The organism is Rathayibacter sp. AY1C5, assembly GCF_002931705.1.
Classification (GTDB): Bacteria; Actinomycetota; Actinomycetes; order Actinomycetales; family Microbacteriaceae; genus Rathayibacter.
Map to the genome: position 1 here is coordinate 40,787 of NZ_PSWD01000022.1, position 13,366 is coordinate 54,152.

The following is a 13,366-nucleotide window of genomic DNA, read 5'->3' on the forward strand; positions in this document are numbered from 1 at the left end:
TCGACGCTCCCCGCGACGCCGCACAGATGGACTACCACTCGCTCAACGCGATGCTGAACCTCTACGGCCCGAACGGAGAGATCCAGTTCGACAAGGACCGCGAGGCCGCTCGCGAGTTCTTCCTGCAGCACGTCAACCAGAACACGGTGTTCTTCCACACGCTCAAGGAGCGCCTCGACTACCTGGTCGAGAAGGAGTACTACGAGCAGGCCGTGCTCGACCAGTACTCGTTCGAGTTCATCCAGCAGCTCAACGACCTGGCGTACTCGAAGAAGTTCCGCTTCGCGACCTTCCTCGGCGCGTTCAAGTACTACACCTCGTACACGCTCAAGACGTTCGACGGGAAGCGCTACCTCGAGCGCTTCGAGGACCGCGTCGTGATGACCGCCCTCGGCCTCGCCCAGGGCGACGAGACGCTCGCGACCGCCCTCGTCGAGGAGATCGTCGCCGGCCGCTTCCAGCCCGCGACCCCGACCTTCCTCAACACAGGCAAGGCACAGCGCGGCGAGCTCGTCTCCTGCTTCCTGCTGCGCATCGAGGACAACATGGAGTCGATCGCCCGCGGCATCAACTCCGCGCTCCAGCTCTCCAAGCGCGGCGGCGGCGTCGCCCTCTCGCTCTCGAACATCCGCGAGGCCGGCGCTCCGATCAAGCAGATCGAGAACCAGTCCTCGGGCATCATCCCCGTGATGAAGCTCCTCGAGGACAGCTTCAGCTACGCCAACCAGCTCGGCGCGCGCCAGGGCGCGGGAGCGGTGTACCTCTCGGCGCACCACCCCGACATCCTCCGCTTCCTCGACACCAAGCGCGAGAACGCCGACGAGAAGATCCGCATCAAGACGCTCTCCCTCGGCGTCGTCGTGCCCGACATCACGTTCGAGCTCGCGAAGAACAACGAGGACATGTACCTCTTCTCGCCCTACGACGTCGAGCGCGTCTACGGCATCCCCTTCGGCGACATCTCCCTCTCGGAGAAGTACCGCGAGATGGTCGACGACCCGCGCATCAAGAAGACCAAGATCTCGGCGCGCGAGTTCTTCCAGACCATCGCCGAGATCCAGTTCGAGTCGGGCTACCCCTACATCGTGTTCGAGGACACGGTGAACCAGGCGAACCCGATCAAGGGCCGCATCAACATGTCCAACCTCTGCTCCGAGATCCTCCAGGTCAACACTCCGACGACCTACAACGAGGACCTCTCCTACGCGCAGATCGGCAAGGACATCTCCTGCAACCTCGGATCGCTGAACATCGCGCTGACGATGGACTCGCCCGACTTCGGCCGCACCATCGAGACCGCGATCCGCGGCCTCACCTCGGTGTCCGACCAGTCGCACATCACCTCGGTCCGCTCGATCGAGGACGGCAACGACAAGTCGCACGCCATCGGCCTCGGCCAGATGAACCTGCACGGCTACCTCGCCCGCGAGCGGATCCACTACGGATCCGAGGAGGGCATCGACTTCACCAACATTTACTTCTACTCGGTGCTGTTCCACGCCCTGCGCGCCTCCAACAACCTCTCCATCGAGCGCGGCACCACCTTCGAGGGCTTCGCCGACTCGAAGTACGCCTCGGGCGAGTTCTTCGACACCTACACGGAGAAGGAGTGGGCGCCGGCCACCGAGCGCGTCTCCCGCCTCTTCGCCGACTCGGGCATCGCGGTCCCCACCCGGGACGACTGGCGTGCGCTCAAGGCCTCGGTCATGGAGCACGGCATCTACAACCAGAACCTGCAGGCCGTCCCGCCGACCGGCTCGATCTCGTACATCAACAACTCGACGTCCTCGATCCACCCGATCGCGTCGAAGATCGAGATCCGCAAGGAGGGCAAGCTCGGCCGCGTCTACTACCCGGCGCCGTTCATGACGAACGACAACCTGGAGTACTACCAGGACGCGTACGAGATCGGCTACGAGAAGATCATCGACACCTACGCCGCCGCCACGCAGCACGTCGACCAGGGCCTCTCGCTCACGCTCTTCTTCAAGGACACGGCGACCACCCGCGACGTCAACCGCGCCCAGATCTACGCCTGGCGCAAGGGCATCAAGACGATCTACTACATCCGCATCCGTCAGCTGGCGCTCGAGGGCACCGAGCTCGACCAGTGCGTCTCGTGCATGCTCTAGAGCACGCAGCCCCACCCCCCTCCGCACGACCCATCCGCAGCAGCGAGAAGGAATCATGACTCCCCCCGAGAAGCTCAAGCTCGTCGACTCCGTCCAGGCGATCAACTGGAACCGGATCCAGGACGACAAGGACGTCGAGGTGTGGAACCGCCTCACGAGCAACTTCTGGCTGCCCGAGAAGGTCCCGCTGTCGAACGACATCCAGTCGTGGAACACGCTCACGCACCAGGAGCAGCAGCTCACCATGCGCGTGTTCACCGGGCTCACCCTGCTCGACACCGTGCAGGGCACCGTCGGCGCCGTCTCGCTCATCCCGGACGCGATCACGCCTCACGAGGAGGCCGTCTACACGAACATCGCGTTCATGGAGTCGGTCCACGCCAAGTCGTACTCCTCGGTGTTCTCGACCCTGTCGAACACTCAGGACATCGACGAGGCCTTCCGCTGGTCGATGGAGAACCCGAACCTGCAGAAGAAGGCGTCCATCGTGATGGACTACTACCGCGGCGACGACCCGCTGAAGCGGAAGGTCGCCTCCACGCTGCTGGAGTCGTTCCTCTTCTACTCGGGCTTCTACCTGCCGATGTACTGGTCCTCGCGCGCCAAGCTCACCAACACGGCCGACCTCGTGCGCCTGATCATCCGCGACGAGGCCGTGCACGGCTACTACATCGGCTACAAGTTCCAGAAGGGGCTCGAGCGGGTCGACCAGGCCAAGCGCGACGAGATCAAGGACTACACGTTCTCGCTGCTCTACGAGCTCTACGACAACGAGGCGCAGTACACGCAGGACCTCTACGACCAGCTCGGCCTGACCGAGGACGTCAAGAAGTTCCTGCACTACAACGCCAACAAGGCGCTGATGAACCTCGGCTACGAGCCGATGTTCCCCAAGCAGGTCACCGATGTGAACCCCGCGATCCTGTCGGCCCTCTCGCCCAACGCGGACGAGAACCACGACTTCTTCTCGGGCTCCGGCTCCTCCTACGTGATCGGCAAGGCCGTGAACACCGAGGACGAGGACTGGGACTTCTAGGCGTCGACACCACGTCCCGACCTCCACGGCGAACGGCCCCTCCCCTCGCGGGTGAGGGGCCGTTCCTCATCTCCGGGCGGCGGGCGGGCGCCGGGTCACCGCACCCGGCGAGGCGCCGCCCTGTCGCCGAGGCGCCGTCCTGTCGGCGGCGCCTCGCGCGGTACGTCGGTGTCTCGCGGAGCGGGGCCGGAGCGGCCGTCGTGCGCGCCTCAGAGGGCCAGGCGCATCAGCACCCGGGGGAAGCCGTCGAGCACCGAGGTCGTGTCCGCGGCCTTCTCGAAGCCGGCGCGCTCGAACAGCGAGCGCGTGCCGACGTACGCCATCGTCAGGTCGACCTCCGTGCCGGCGTTGTCGACCGGGTAGCCCTCGATCGCCGGTGCCCCCTGCGATCGGGCGAACTCGACGGCGCCCTCGAGCAGCGGATGCGAGATCCCGCGTCCGCGGAAGCCGGGCCGCACGCGCAGGCACCACACGCTCCACACGTCGAGGGCGTCCACGTGCGGGATGCGCCGGTTCGTCGCGTAGCTCGTGTCGGCCCGGGGGTGCACCGCCGCCCAGCCGACCACCTCCTCGCCGTCGTACGCGAGGACGCCGGGCGGAGGGTCCTCCGCGACGAGCTCCCGCACCCGGGCACCGCGAGCGGGACCGGCGAGAGCCCGGTTCTCGACGGAGGAGCGGAGCCGGTAGCTCAGGCACCAGCACACGCTCGCGTCGGGGCGCTTCGGGCCGACCATCGTCGCCAGGTCGTCGAAGACGGTGGCCGCGCGCACCTCGATCGTCATGGCGGCAGCCTTCCACCGTCCCAGCGGTCGGACAAGCCGTTCACAACTCAGGAAGAACGACGGAGAGCTCCCGTCCTGCCGCGGGATCCTGGCCCGGGCAGCACGTTCTTCCTGCAGGCTGAACACCCTCCGCCGATTGACCACTCCGCCGGATGAATCGCACCAGCACCCCCTGTTGGACGGCGCCCAGGCGGGGCGCCTACCGTGGACGAGGTATCCAACGAAGGAGCACTCCCTGTGAAGCACGTCCCCCTCGGCACCTCCGGTGTCGACTCCCCGAACGTCGTCCTCGGCCTCATGCGCATCCCCGAGATGAGCGACGAGGCGATCCGCGGCCTCGTCGGCGCCGCCCGCGACTCCGGCATCGACTTCTTCGACCACGCCGACGTGTACGGCGGCGAGCTGCACCGCTGCGAGGAGCGCTTCGCCGAGGCGATGGCGCTCACCCCGTCGGAGCGCGAGCAGGTCGTCCTGCAGACCAAGGCGGGCATCGTCCCGGACGGCCCCTACTTCGACTTCTCGTACGAGCATCTGATCGCCTCGGTCGAGGGCTCGCTGAAGGCGCTGCGCACCGACTACGTCGACGTGCTGCTCCTGCACCGGCCCGACGCGCTCGTCGAGCCCGATGAGGTGGCCCGCGCGTTCGACGAGCTGCACGCGTCCGGCAAGGTGAAGCACTTCGGCGTCTCGAACCAGACGCCGTACCAGATCGAGCTGCTGAAGAAGTCGCTGAACCAGCCGATCGTGGCGAACCAGCTGCAGCTCTCGATCACTCATGCGCCGCTGATCGCGCAGGGTGTCGCCTCCAACATGGTCGGCGAGGACCAGTCCGTCATGCGCGACGCCGGCATCCTCGACTACTGCCGCCTGAACGACATCACCGTCCAGGCCTGGTCGCCCTTCCAGGCGGGGTTCTTCACCGGCGTCTTCCTCGACAACCCGGCCTACCCCGAGCTGAACGCCGTCATCGACCGGCTCGCAGCGACCTACGAGGTCCCGGCGATCGCCGTGGCCACCGCCTGGATCACCCGCCATCCGGCGGGCATGCAGGTCGTGCTCGGCACGACCAACGAGCAGCGCGTGCGCGATGCGGCCCTCGGCTCCGATCTGCCGCTCACGCGGCCGGAGTGGTACGAGCTGTTCCGCGCGGCGGGCTACCTCGTCCCCTAGAGCTCCCACCCCGGAGGAAATGCGCGTCGGCGCAGAGAGGCACGGACTCCCCGGAGTCCGTGCCTCTTCCCGTCCCCGCGAGACGCCGGTCGGAACGCCCGCCGCGGTGTGCCGCGGACCGAAGCGGCATCTCGCGGGGGAGGGCTGGGAATAGGAACGGCAATCCTGCGTTGAACTTGAGCGTAACCGACTCAACTTCCTCAGGAGGACAGGTGCCCGACAACTACAGCGAGGCCGGAGCGAGCTCGTTCGACGACTTCCTCGCCCGCTACCTCGACGGTGAGCGCGCCCGCGCGGCGCGGTCGATCGACCTCAGCCGATTCCTCACCGCCCGTACCCGCGACATCCTGCAGTCCGCAGGACGCTTCGCCCTCGAGCGCGGCCAGACCGAGCTCGACGCCCTGCACGTGCTCCGCGTGCTCATCGACGACGAGACCGTCTCGCAGGCCGTGCGCCGCATCGGCGTCGACCCCGCCGCCATCGCCACCGCCGCGGAGGCGCGCCTCCCGCAGGCCGACGAGGCCCACGCCTCGCAGAACGCGGCCACCATCACCCCCAGCGCGCAGCGCGCGCTGTTCCACGCCTACCAGGTCGCCCGCTCCAGCGGCTCGACCTACATCGAGCCCGAGCACCTCTTCTTCGCGCTCGTGCTCGGCCAGGACGCCCCCGCCGGGCAGGTCCTCGCCCGCGCCGGCGTCACCGCCGAGGCCCTCACCCAGGGCATGCGCGAGACCGAGGCCCCGCAGCAGCAGGAGGCGGGACAGCCCGCCTCCGACACTCCGATGCTCGACAAGTTCGGCACCGACCTCACCGCTCTCGCCCGCGAGGGCCGGCTCGACCCGGTCATCGGGCGCGCCGACGAGATCGAGCAGACCGTCGAGATCCTCAGCCGCCGCACCAAGAACAACCCGGTGCTCGTCGGCGAGGCCGGCGTCGGCAAGACCGCGATCGTCGAGGGCCTGGCCCGCGCGATCGTGGCGGAGGAGGTCCCCGAGCAGCTGCGCGGCAAGCGCGTGATCTCGCTCGACCTCCCCGGCATGCTGGCCGGCACCCGCTACCGCGGCGACTTCGAGGAGCGCCTCACCGGCACCATGGACGAGATCGCGGCGCACTCCGGCGAGCTGATCGTCTTCATCGACGAGGTCCACACCGTCGTCGGTGCGGGCGGCGGCGGCGAGGGCGGCATGGACGCGGGCAACATCCTCAAGCCGCGTCTGGCCCGAGGCGAGCTGCACCTCGTCGGCGCCACCACGCTCAAGGAGTACCGCACCATCGAGAAGGACCCGGCACTGGAGCGGCGCTTCCAGCCGGTCCGCGTCGGCGAGCCCGGCATCGAGGACGCGGTCGCCATCCTGCACGGCCTGCGCCCCGCCTACGAGGAGCACCACCGCGTGCGCTTCACGGACGAGGCCCTCCGCGCCTCCGTCGAGCTCTCGGCCCGGTACCTCACCGACCGCGTGCTGCCCGACAAGGCGATCGACCTGATCGACCAGGCCGGCGCGCGCGTCCGCCTCCGCCTCGGAGCCGGCGTCGACACCGGAGCTCTGCTCGAGCGTCTGGCGACCCTGGAGGCCGACAAGAACGCGGCCGTCTCGGCCGAGCACTACGAGGAGGCGTCCCGCGTCCGCGACGAGATCAGCGCCGTGCAGGCGGAGCTCGACGCGGCCACCGGCAGCGCCCCCGCGGAGGCGGTCGTCGGCGAGACCGAGATCGCGGCCGTCATCGCTCGCGCCACCGGCATCCCGGTGTCGCGGCTCACGGAGGGGGAGCGCGAGCGCCTCGCGCACCTCGAGACCGAGCTGCACCAGCGGGTCATCGGCCAGGACGACGCGGTCACCGCGGTCGCCCGGGCCGTCCGCCGCAGCCGCACAGGCCTCGGCGACTCCTCGCGCCCGGTCGGCTCGTTCCTCTTCCTCGGCCCGACCGGTGTCGGCAAGACGGAGCTGGCGCGCACCCTCGCGGGCTCCCTCTTCGCTGATGAGCAGTCGGTCATCCGCTTCGACATGAGCGAGTTCGGCGAGCGTCACACGGTCTCGCGGCTGGTCGGCGCCCCCCCCGGGTACGTCGGCTACGACGAGGCCGGTCAGCTGACCGAGCGCGTGCGCCGGAACCCGTACTCGGTGGTCCTCTTCGACGAGATCGAGAAGGCGCACCCCGACGTGTTCAACCTGCTGCTGCAGGTGCTCGACGACGGGCGTCTGACCGACGGCCAGGGGCGGACGGTCGACTTCCGCAACACGGTGATCATCATGACCTCGAACCTCGGCTCGGAGTTCCTGGCCTCGCGGTCGGGTGCGCTCGGCTTCGTCGCTCAGACCGACGCGTCGGCCGAGGGCTTCGCCTCGGAGAAGGACCTGCGCGATCGCGTCATGGGCCGTCTCCGCGAGGCGATGCGCCCCGAGTTCCTCAACCGGATCGACGAGATCGTCCTGTTCCGCCGCCTCGGCCGCGAGCAGCTGCGGGAGATCGTCGGCATCGTCCTCGACACCACGCGCTCCCGCCTCGCTCCCCGCGAGGTGACGCTCGAGGTGACGGAGGCGGCCGTCGACTGGCTCGCCGAGAACGGCTACGAGCCGCAGTACGGCGCCCGGCCCCTGCGCCGGCTCGTCCAGCGCTCCATCGACGACCGGATCGCCGACCTGTTCGTCAGCGGCGAGGTCTCCGACGGAGGCGCGGTCCGCGTCGACGCCGTCGCCGGCGAGCTGCTGGTGACCTCGGCCGCCGCCCTCCCGCTGGCCGCGTAGCCGGTCCCGCTCCGACCCCCGTCCCTCCTCCTCCCGCGAGACACCGCTCGTGACGACGGCACCGCCCGTCGTCACGAACGGCGCCCGCGGAGAGGGAGGGGCGGGGGTCTTCGCGTCCCCACGGCTTGCCACAGCGGTCCGGGCGGGATAGACACGAGAGCACGAGAACCGGAGGCACGATGTCGAACCCGCGCTACTACGACCCCGTGGGCAAGGCGGTCCGGGCGCTGCTCGTGCTGAGCCTCGTCTGCTTCGCCCTGGCGGTGGGCATGTTCGCCCTCGACATCGTCATGCCCGGCACCATGACGGACGAGCGACGGCCCTGGGCCGAGGCCAGCGGGGCGCTCGCCTCGTTCGGCGTGCTGGCCCTCATCGTCTACTTCGCGACCGTCGCGATCGTCGGCGCGATCCGGGGCCGCGGGCAGTAGCGCCGGCTCCGACGCCGTCGTCCGACAGGAACGCGTCCGGCCCGCGGGATCCGAGGATCCTCGCGGGCCGGACGCGTTCTCGCGAGCCGTCAGGCGCCGGTCAGGGGCACTTCTTCGCGGTGATCGTCACCTTCAGCGTGGCGTCCGGAGCGACGGGGGAGCCGCCGGCCGGCTCCTGCCCGGTGACCTGGCCGGCGTCGGGCGCCTTCGGGTCCTCGGCGCAGGCGAGCGTGATCTTCGTGAAGCCGGCTGCGCCGAAGGCGTTCTTCGCGGCCTCCAGATCCTGGCCCGTCACGTTCGGCACGGTCTTCTGGTTGCCGGAGCTGGTGAACACGGTGATCGCGGTGCCGCGCGGGGCCGAGCCCGACGGGTCGGCGCGGGTGACCGTCCCGACCGCGGCGTCGCTCGCCTCCGTGCCGCCCTGCACGACGCCGAAGCCGGCCGCCTCGAGCTTGGCCTCGGCGTCGGCGGAGGAGAGCCCGACGACATCCGGGATGTCGACCTTCGGGACGACCTGCAGCGAGCCGTCGGCCTCCGGGAACTCCGTCCCGCCGTACGTCGCGTCGGCGGCGCGCATGACGACCGGCCAGATGCGGTGGCGCGCGGTGGCGGCGGATCCGGAGTCGAAGGAGTAGCGGCCGAGGCGCAGGTTCGCGTCGCCCTTCACGTTGAACACGCCGACGGCGGTCGCGACGCGGGTGCTCGCTCCGGTCATCCAGGTGGCCTTCGCGTCGTCGGTGGTGCCGGTCTTGCCGATCAGCGGAACGCCGTCGCCGGTGCGGGAGGCCACGGCCGTCCCTCCGCCGGTGAAGGTCGCCTGCAGCGCGACGGCCGCGGTGGCGGCGACGTTGCGGTCGATCGACTGGCGGCAGTTCGCCGGGGGCACCGGCTGGTCGGCTCCGGCGGAGTCGGTGATGCGGTCGATCGCGACGGGGTCGCAGGTCGTGCCGCCGGAGGCGATGGTGGCGAAGGCGCCGGCCATCGAGAGGGGCGAGACGTAGTTCGTGCCGAGCACCGACGACGGGTTGTGCTCGAGCTCCTCGCCGCTGCCCTGCTTCACGCCCATGTCGACCGCGGTGTCGCGGATGCCGCACAGGTCGAGCTCACGGGCCATGCCGACGAAGCCGGTGTTGAGGGAGGTCTTCGTGAAGGACACCGGGGTGCCGACCTCGCCGGTTCCGCCCTCGTCGTTCTTCGCGCTCGTCTCGTTGCTCGTGTCGGTGCCGCCGGAGACGCAGGAGTCCGTGAAGGTGCCCCAGGTGGACTTGCGCGTCCCGTCGACCGACTCGTTGATGCTGTGGCCCTCCTTCAGCCACTCCACCAGGGTGAAGAGCTTGTAGGTCGAGCCCGGCTGGATCCCGGAGGATCCGCCGTTGGCCCGATCGGTGCTGTAGTTCACGGCGCTGTAGGACGGGTCCGTCGTGAGGACGTCCGGATCCTGCGAGTACTTCTTGTTCTGCGTCATCGCGAGCACGCGCCCGGATCCGACCTCGACGCTGACCGAGACGGCTCCGACGTCGAAGTTCCAGGTCTGCGGGACCTGCGCGTCGACGGCGGCGACGGCCGCGTCCTGCAGGCCGACGTCGAGCGTCGTGTAGACGTCGAGGCCGCCGCGGCGGAAGTTGGTCCAGCGGGTGTCCTCGTCGGCGCCGAAGATCTCGTTGTTCTTCAGGACGTTGGTGACGTAGTCGCAGAAGAAGCCCGCGTTGCCCGCGGTCGAGCAGCCGGTGCTGGGCTGGGTGATGCGGGGCTCGATCGGAGCGGCGACGGCGGCGTCGTGGTCCTCCTGCGAGATCTTCCCCTCCTCGAGCATCTTGCCGATGATGTAGTCGCGGCGGTCCTTGTTGCGGGCGTAGCCGTTCGCGGCGCCGTTGTCCGGGTTGTCGGGCTGGTCGATCCGCAGGACGGCCGGGTTGTTGACGATCGCGATGAGGCTCGCGGCCTGGGCGATCGAGAGGTCCGCGGCCGAGGTCGCGTAGTAGTAGTTCGCGGCGGTCTCGAGGCCGTAGGTGGTGCCTCCGAAGAACGCGATGTTGAGGTAGCCCTGGAGGATCTGGTCCTTCGTGTACTGCTTCTCGAGCCCGATGGCGAGCTTCATCTCGCGGAGCTTCCGCTCGGGGGAGGTCCGGGTGGCCTCGTCGATCGCGGCCGCGCGCTCGGCGTCGTCCGAGATGTTGCGGACGGCCTTCTCGACGAGGACGTTCTTCACGTACTGCTGGGTGATCGAGGATCCGCCCTGCACGTCGTTGCCGAGCACATAGGTCTGCGCGACGGCGCGGAGCGTGCCGGGGAGGTCGACTCCGCCGTGGTCGTAGAAGCGGGGGTCCTCACCCGAGACGGCGGCGTCCTTGGCGGCCTGGGCGATGCGGTCGAGCGGCACCTCGACGCGGTTCTCGACGTAGAAGGAGGCGAGCAGCTGCGGGCCGTCGGAGCCGGTCGCGTAGATGTTGCTCTTCTCGGAGAGCTTGTCGACCTCGAGGTAGTCGGGCAGGCCGTCGAAGACGCCGATCGACTGGTTCGCGGCGACTCCGGCGAGCGCCACAGCCGGGGTGACGGTGGCGGTCACGAGGACTCCGGCCACGACGCTCATGCCCAGGAAGCCCACGATCGCCTTGACCACACCACCGGTGGTCCTTCTGTCGGACGCCAAACCTTCTCCTTCGCGAATCCCCCCGGATGCTGCGACGACCGCGGCCGACGCCCTGCACGCTCCGTGCGGCAGGTCAACCTCGACAGACTAACCCGAGAGCCCCCGAAGACGAAGGCCCGGCCAGAGGCCTGAAAAGACCCTGACCGCCACCCGGGGGACGGTGTTCCCTAGGCTGTCGGCATGGCGAGCCCCTCCTCCGACCCCGGACCGGCCGACGCGACGACCCCGGAGGCCGCTCCGGTCGCGCCCCCGCAGGCCGTCCCCGCACCGCCCACGGGCGCCCTCTCGTACGCTCTCGGCTTCCTCGCGTTCATCGGGATCCCGTTCCTCAGCCTGATCGTGGGCGGCATCGTCATGGCGTCCGTGTACCCCTCCGCCCGGAGAAAGGGCGGGCTCGCCGCCGAGAACGCGCGGAACGCGGCGAACTGGGGTCTGACGGTGATCCTGATCGGGGTCGTGACGCTCGGCGCGCACGTCGTGCTGCTCTTCGCCGCCTCCGACACCCCGCTCGCGAAGGGCTTCTACCCGATCGGCATCCCGATCACGCTGTTCGCCGTGCTCTGGCTGGTGCACTTCGTGCTGATCATCTGCGGACTGGTGAAGGCGAACCAGCGCGAGGTGTTCCGTCCGCGCATCGCGATCCCGTTCCTCCGCCCGCCCGCGGCCTGAGCTCAGGCGCCGACGGGCCAGAGGTAGTCGAGCCCCGGCGGCGTGCCGGGGAACAGCGGGCCGTAGTGGTCCTCGTCCTTGGCCACGAGCTTCGAGCGGTGCGAGAGGTGCAGCCGCTCGTCGCCGAACCACGGCGGGAGCGGGTAGTCGCCGGTCAGGTAGGCGGCGAGATCCTCCGGGGCGGCGGCGAGGGCCTCCTCGGTCTTCACGAGGCACGTGTCGGCGAAGCCGCGCTCCGTCCACTCCGCGCAGGTCTCGCGCTGGTAGGTCATCAGCGCCGGCCGGTAGCCCCGCCACATCCGCGTGACGGGGTGGTTCTGCCAGCCGTACCCCGGGACGGTCAGCGCCCGCATGACCTGCAGCGTCTCGACGCGCTGCTTGCCGAGCCGCTTGCCGTCGAGGGCGCGGACGCTGCGGTGGAAGTCGGGGTAGGGGAGGAAGGTCTGCACGCCTCCCAGTCAACAGCGGCCCGTCTCCCTCCGGCCACCCTCCCGTCACGCCGATGTCGCCTGGCGTGCGTAGCGTCCGGGGCATGACCGGACTCCCCCTCCTCGCCACCGACGACGTGCAGCTGCGCTGGGCGCGGCCCGAGGTCCTCGACTCCGCCCGCCACCGGATGCTGCGCCTGCTCACCCTCGCCGAGCGCCTGCGCTACGAGGCGACGAGTCGGCGCGAGGTCCGGGACGGCTTCCTCCTCGGCCGGGTCCTCGTGCGCGAGCTTGCCGCCGAGACGCTCGGGATCGATCCCCTCGAGGTCGCCGTGGACGCGCGCTGCGAGCGCTGCTCCGGACCGCACGGCCGCCCGGTGCTCGGCGGCGAGCACCCGGCGCTGGAGCGGATGCGGATCAGCATCGCGCACTGCGACGGCGCGGTGGTCGCGGCGCTGGCGACCGGACGCGACATCGGGATCGACGCGGTGCGCGCCCGCACCGTCCGCGACCGCGTGGCCTCCGGGGCGACGACGGCGGAGCAGGTGCTCGCCGATCTGCGCTCGCAGGCGGTCGCGAAGGCCGACGGGCGTGGGACCTCGAGCGACGAGCCCGTCCGCTTCCGCACCAGGGAGGGTGCGACCGAGGCCTGGATCGAGGGCTCGAGCCGCTACTTCGCCGTCTCGGAGCCGACGGTCCACTCCGCGCTCGTCGTGGCGGTCGCGGTCGCTCAGGAGTGACCGCGGGGCGCGGTCCCCGGCCGTTGCGCTGGTCCGCGCCTAGGCGAACAGCGACAGCGTGATCGTCGAGCGGTAGGAGCCGGCCTCGACGTCCGGCTCGGCCAGCAGCCGCAGCTCGGCGTCGGCGCTCCAGGTGCCGGCCCCGCCGGCGGCTCCGAGCAGCAGCGCGTCGCGCAGGCCCGCGCCGCCCTCGAGGGAGGAGGCGACCGGATCGCCCGCGACGGCGCCGGTGCCGGTGATCAGGCGCGGGGTCCAGCCGAGGTGGTCGGCTCCGATCGAGGCGCTCGCGCCGGTGAGGGCGCTCGCCGAGGCGAGGACGTACCAGTCGTTCTGCGCGCCGACGCGCGAGTCGGTGACGGTGACCGTGGGGAGCCCGCCCGTGAACCGGCGCTGGAGGGCGGTGGAGTCCGACTCGGCGAGGTCGACGGCGTCGGCGGCGACGGAGAGCGAGAGGGAGCCGGGCTGCGCCGGAGGGGTGATGTCGACGTCGACGTCCACTCCGTCGAGGTCGTGGAGCAGGGGCGGCGTGCGGACCGGGTCCTCGCCGGTGAGGGGATCGGCGGCGTCGGGCGGGGTGGCGGAGGGGG

The 13,366-nt window shown here is 70.1% G+C and carries 11 protein-coding genes; 7 read left to right on the top strand and 4 right to left on the bottom strand.

Annotated elements, in window-relative coordinates:
* Positions 1 to 26: 26 nt before the first annotated feature.
* Both nrdE and nrdF read left to right on the top strand, forming a co-directional pair.
* Complete coding sequence (gene nrdE, locus C5C57_RS13840) at positions 27 to 2,132, top strand: class 1b ribonucleoside-diphosphate reductase subunit alpha (RefSeq protein WP_104250945.1); 2,106 nt, start codon at positions 27 to 29, stop codon at positions 2,130 to 2,132.
* A 55-nt stretch (positions 2,133 to 2,187) separates the two neighbouring features.
* Positions 2,188 to 3,168, top strand: a complete 981-nt coding sequence (gene nrdF / locus C5C57_RS13845; protein WP_104224358.1) for a class 1b ribonucleoside-diphosphate reductase subunit beta — start codon at positions 2,188 to 2,190, stop codon at positions 3,166 to 3,168.
* 209 nt (positions 3,169 to 3,377) lie between these two features.
* Here the strand turns inward: nrdF and C5C57_RS13850 are convergent, their stop codons facing one another.
* Entirely contained in the window at positions 3,378 to 3,950 is a 573-nt protein-coding gene (locus C5C57_RS13850; protein ID WP_104297743.1) for a GNAT family N-acetyltransferase, read from the bottom strand.
* Positions 3,951 to 4,187: 237 nt separating this feature from the next.
* Between C5C57_RS13850 and C5C57_RS13855 the strand changes: the two genes are divergently transcribed.
* From C5C57_RS13855 to C5C57_RS13865, 3 genes are all read left to right on the top strand, one after another.
* On the top strand, positions 4,188 to 5,120 hold the full coding sequence (locus C5C57_RS13855) for an aldo/keto reductase family oxidoreductase (RefSeq protein WP_258061406.1): 933 nt from the start codon (positions 4,188 to 4,190) through the stop codon (positions 5,118 to 5,120).
* A gap of 212 nt (positions 5,121 to 5,332) precedes the next feature.
* Entirely contained in the window at positions 5,333 to 7,864 is a 2,532-nt protein-coding gene (locus C5C57_RS13860; RefSeq protein ID WP_104297744.1) for an ATP-dependent Clp protease ATP-binding subunit, read from the top strand.
* 179 nt (positions 7,865 to 8,043) lie between these two features.
* Positions 8,044 to 8,292 (top strand): hypothetical protein, encoded by a 249-nt coding sequence (locus C5C57_RS13865; protein ID WP_104224361.1) that lies wholly within the window; start codon positions 8,044 to 8,046, stop codon positions 8,290 to 8,292.
* Positions 8,293 to 8,392: 100 nt separating this feature from the next.
* Here the strand turns inward: C5C57_RS13865 and C5C57_RS13870 are convergent, their stop codons facing one another.
* Positions 8,393 to 10,942: a transglycosylase domain-containing protein gene (locus tag C5C57_RS13870; RefSeq protein WP_258068718.1), complete on the bottom strand. Its 2,550-nt coding sequence runs from the start codon at positions 10,940 to 10,942 to the stop codon at positions 8,393 to 8,395.
* A gap of 180 nt (positions 10,943 to 11,122) precedes the next feature.
* Between C5C57_RS13870 and C5C57_RS13875 the strand changes: the two genes are divergently transcribed.
* Complete coding sequence (locus C5C57_RS13875; protein WP_104247716.1) at positions 11,123 to 11,611, top strand: DUF4870 domain-containing protein; 489 nt, start codon at positions 11,123 to 11,125, stop codon at positions 11,609 to 11,611.
* A gap of 2 nt (positions 11,612 to 11,613) precedes the next feature.
* Here C5C57_RS13875 and C5C57_RS13880 read toward each other — a convergent pair whose 3' ends face one another.
* Positions 11,614 to 12,060, bottom strand: coding sequence for an MSMEG_6728 family protein (locus C5C57_RS13880; protein WP_104224363.1), 447 nt, complete (start codon positions 12,058 to 12,060; stop codon positions 11,614 to 11,616).
* 83 nt (positions 12,061 to 12,143) lie between these two features.
* Here C5C57_RS13880 and C5C57_RS13885 point away from each other — a divergent pair, with 83 nt between their 5' ends.
* Entirely contained in the window at positions 12,144 to 12,779 is a 636-nt protein-coding gene (locus C5C57_RS13885; protein WP_104247717.1) for a 4'-phosphopantetheinyl transferase superfamily protein, read from the top strand.
* 39 nt (positions 12,780 to 12,818) lie between these two features.
* Here C5C57_RS13885 and C5C57_RS18190 read toward each other — a convergent pair.
* The coding region (locus C5C57_RS18190) for a hypothetical protein (protein WP_104297745.1) at positions 12,819 to 13,366 on the bottom strand (548 nt) is incomplete at its 5' end.

What these genes read in the sequence shown, in the direction of transcription:
- nrdE (WP_104250945.1), top strand. Translation starts at nt 27, where the DNA reads ATGGACTACCACTCGCTCAACGCGATGCTGAACCTCTACGGCCCGAAC.
- nrdF (WP_104224358.1), top strand. Translation starts at nt 2,188, where the DNA reads ATGACTCCCCCCGAGAAGCTCAAGCTCGTCGACTCCGTCCAGGCGATC.
- C5C57_RS13850 (WP_104297743.1), bottom strand. Translation starts at nt 3,950, where the DNA reads ATGACGATCGAGGTGCGCGCGGCCACCGTCTTCGACGACCTGGCGACG.
- C5C57_RS13865 (WP_104224361.1), top strand. Translation starts at nt 8,044, where the DNA reads ATGTCGAACCCGCGCTACTACGACCCCGTGGGCAAGGCGGTCCGGGCG.
- C5C57_RS13875 (WP_104247716.1), top strand. Translation starts at nt 11,123, where the DNA reads ATGGCGAGCCCCTCCTCCGACCCCGGACCGGCCGACGCGACGACCCCG.
- C5C57_RS13885 (WP_104247717.1), top strand. Translation starts at nt 12,144, where the DNA reads ATGACCGGACTCCCCCTCCTCGCCACCGACGACGTGCAGCTGCGCTGG.